We start from the raw sequence: 2511 nt of genomic DNA on the forward strand, positions 1-2511 counted from the left end.
GGTGTCCCCGCGCCGCACCGCCCACCCCAATGCCGCGCAGCCGCTCCCGCACCCGCGCCGCCTCCGGCAGCCGCAGCAGCAGGAACGACGCCGCCGCCGGGCCCACGACCCGGGCCCCCGGCAGCCCGGCGAGCCCCGCCGCGAGGAAGTCCCTGTCAGCCACGAGGGCCCGCGCCGCCGCCTCCGCCTCCGCGAGCGCGGCGGGCGCCGAGCACGCCTCGGCCGCCACGAGCGCGGGCGCCGAGACCGGCCACAGCGGCTGCGCCGCCGCGAGCCGGGCCAGCGTCGCGGGCGCCCCGAGCACGTACCCGACCCGCAGCCCCGCGAGCCCCCACGTCTTCGTGAGGCTCCGCAGCACCACGAGCCCGGGCACGTCCGTCCGCGAGGCGAGCGAGGCACGCTCGCCCGGCACCGTGTCGATGAACGCCTCGTCCACGACGAGCGTCCGCCCCGGCCGCGCGAGAGCGGCGATCACCGCGGCCGGGTGCAGCACCGACGTCGGGTTCGTCGGGTTCCCCAGCACCACCAGATCGGCGTCCGCGGGCACGAGCGCCGGATCGAGCCGGAAGCCGTCCTCCTCGCGCAGCAGCACCCGCTCCACCGCGTGCCCCGCCGCGCGCAGCGCCGCCTCCGGCTCGGTGAACTGGGGGTGCACGACGACGGGCCGCCGCACCGGCAGCGTCCGCGCCAGCAGCACGAACGCCTCCGCCGCCCCCGCCGTGAGCAGCACCCGCTCCGGCGGCAGCCCGTGCCGCGCCGCGACCGCCGCGCGCGCCGCCCGCCCGTCCGGGTAGGCGGCGAGCGAGTCCAGCGCGTCCACGAGCCGCGCGCGCAGCCACGCGGGCGGCGTCCCCGCGCGCACGTTCACCGCGAGATCCGTGAGCCCGGCCCCGCGCACCTCCGCGTCCCCGTGGTGGCGCAGCTCGTACGACGGCATGGCAGGTTCCTCCCCTGGGTCCTCCGCCACGGCGCACGTCGCCCGCGCGGACTTCTGTTTCGCCACGAGCAGCCGCCCGCGCTCCCCGGCCGCGGCGAGCGCCGCCGCCTCGGCGACCGAAGCGGTGCCGAGCGCGGCCCGCACGGCGGCCGAGGGACCGGGCACCGGCACCCGCGCCAGCACGTCCGGCGGGTACGCCCGCACCGGCACCCCGAGCCGGGCCGCGAGCGCCGCGAGGGCCGGCTCGCCCGCGCGCCGGTCCACCGTCGCCACGGCGCGCACGCGCGCGAGCGACAGCCCCGCCGCGCCGCACGCGCCCCGTACCAGCGCCTCCACCTCGGCACCCGGCACGCCCGGGGACACGCCGACACCCACCACGAGGGACGAGGTGCGCCTGGGGCGTCCCGTCTGCTAGCAAAGAGGCATGGTCGTGCTCGTGGCCCTCGGCTCCTTCGTGATGACGCTGGTCGGCGGCTGGGCCGCGCACCACGTCACCGACCGGCGCCACCTCGTCCTCGGCTTCGCGGGCGGGCTCATGCTCGGCGTCGTCGGGCTCGACCTGCTGCCCGAGGCGATCGAGGGCGCGGGGCGGCACGTGTGGGGCGTGCCCGCCGCGCTGCTCCTCTTCGTCGCGGGCTTCCTCACCGCGCACGTCGTCGAACGCCTCCTCGCGCTGCGCCGCGCCGCCCACGGGGCGCAGCACCCCGAGCAGGTCCCGCAGGTCGGTATCGGCGCCGCCGCCGCGATGGTCGGCCACAGCATCGCCGACGGCATCGCGATCGGCGCCTCGTTCCAGGTCGGCGAGGCCATCGGCTTCACCGTCGCGCTCGCCGTCATCAGCCACGACTTCGCCGACGGCTTCAACACGTACACGCTCACGCGCGCCACCGGAAACGCCCGCCGCAAGGCGATCGCGATGCTGTGCGCCGACGCCGTCGCGCCCGTCGCGGGCGCCGCGTCCACGCTCCTGTTCACCATCCCGGGCGAAGCGCTCGCCTGCTACCTCGGCTTCTTCGGCGGCGTCCTGCTCTACATCGCCGCCGCCGAGATCCTTCCCGAGGCCAGCCACAGCCACCCGGCCCGCTCGACGCTCCTGTGCACGGTCGCCGGGGTGGCGCTCATGTGGCTCGTCATCGGCTTCGCGGGCTAGCGGGCGCCGTCCCGGGGCCGGGGAAGACGCGGCCGCTCCCGCCGCGGGACGCCCGCTCACCCCGCCTCCGCCGCCCGCGCCACGAACCGCGCCGCAGCGCCCGGGAGTCCCGCCGGGTGGGTGTGCAGGTAGCTCGCGTGCACCGTGCCCCGTACGAAGCCCTCCACGCGGGCGCGCGGCTGCCGCAGCCCCCAGGCCGGGTCCGGGCCCGCGCCGGGCTCGATCACGGTGCGGTGGAACTCGTGTCCGCGCGTCCGCGTCCCCGCCGCCGCGATCGCGCTGTCGCCCACCGCGACGGCCTCGCGGTAGCCGAGCGTCAGCCGCTCCGTCATCCGCGCCCGCGCGTCGAGCACCCCGCACATCGGCGCCCCGTCGAGCGCGCGCGCCAGGTACAGCAGCCCCGCGCACTCCGCCCACACCGGTC

The 2511-nt window shown here is 78.5% G+C and carries 1 protein-coding gene and 2 pseudogenes; 1 reads left to right on the plus strand and 2 read right to left on the minus strand.

Annotation, left to right across the window (positions count from 1 at the left end; genetic code table 11):
- Window positions 1–1315: pseudogene (cobC, locus tag SSBG_RS23925) on the minus strand (Rv2231c family pyridoxal phosphate-dependent protein CobC); the annotation flags it as partial.
- A 46-nt stretch (window positions 1316–1361) separates the two neighbouring features.
- Between cobC and SSBG_RS23930 the strand changes: the two are divergent.
- Complete coding sequence (locus tag SSBG_RS23930; RefSeq protein ID WP_008748650.1) at window positions 1362–2087, plus strand: ZIP family metal transporter; 726 nt, start codon at window positions 1362–1364, stop codon at window positions 2085–2087.
- 56 nt (window positions 2088–2143) lie between these two features.
- Here SSBG_RS23930 and SSBG_RS23935 read toward each other — a convergent pair.
- A pseudogene (locus SSBG_RS23935) lies at window positions 2144–2511 on the minus strand (cobyrinic acid a,c-diamide synthase); the annotation flags it as partial.

The organism is Streptomyces sp. SPB074 (genome assembly GCF_000154905.1).
Lineage (GTDB): Bacteria > Actinomycetota > Actinomycetes > Streptomycetales > Streptomycetaceae > Streptomyces.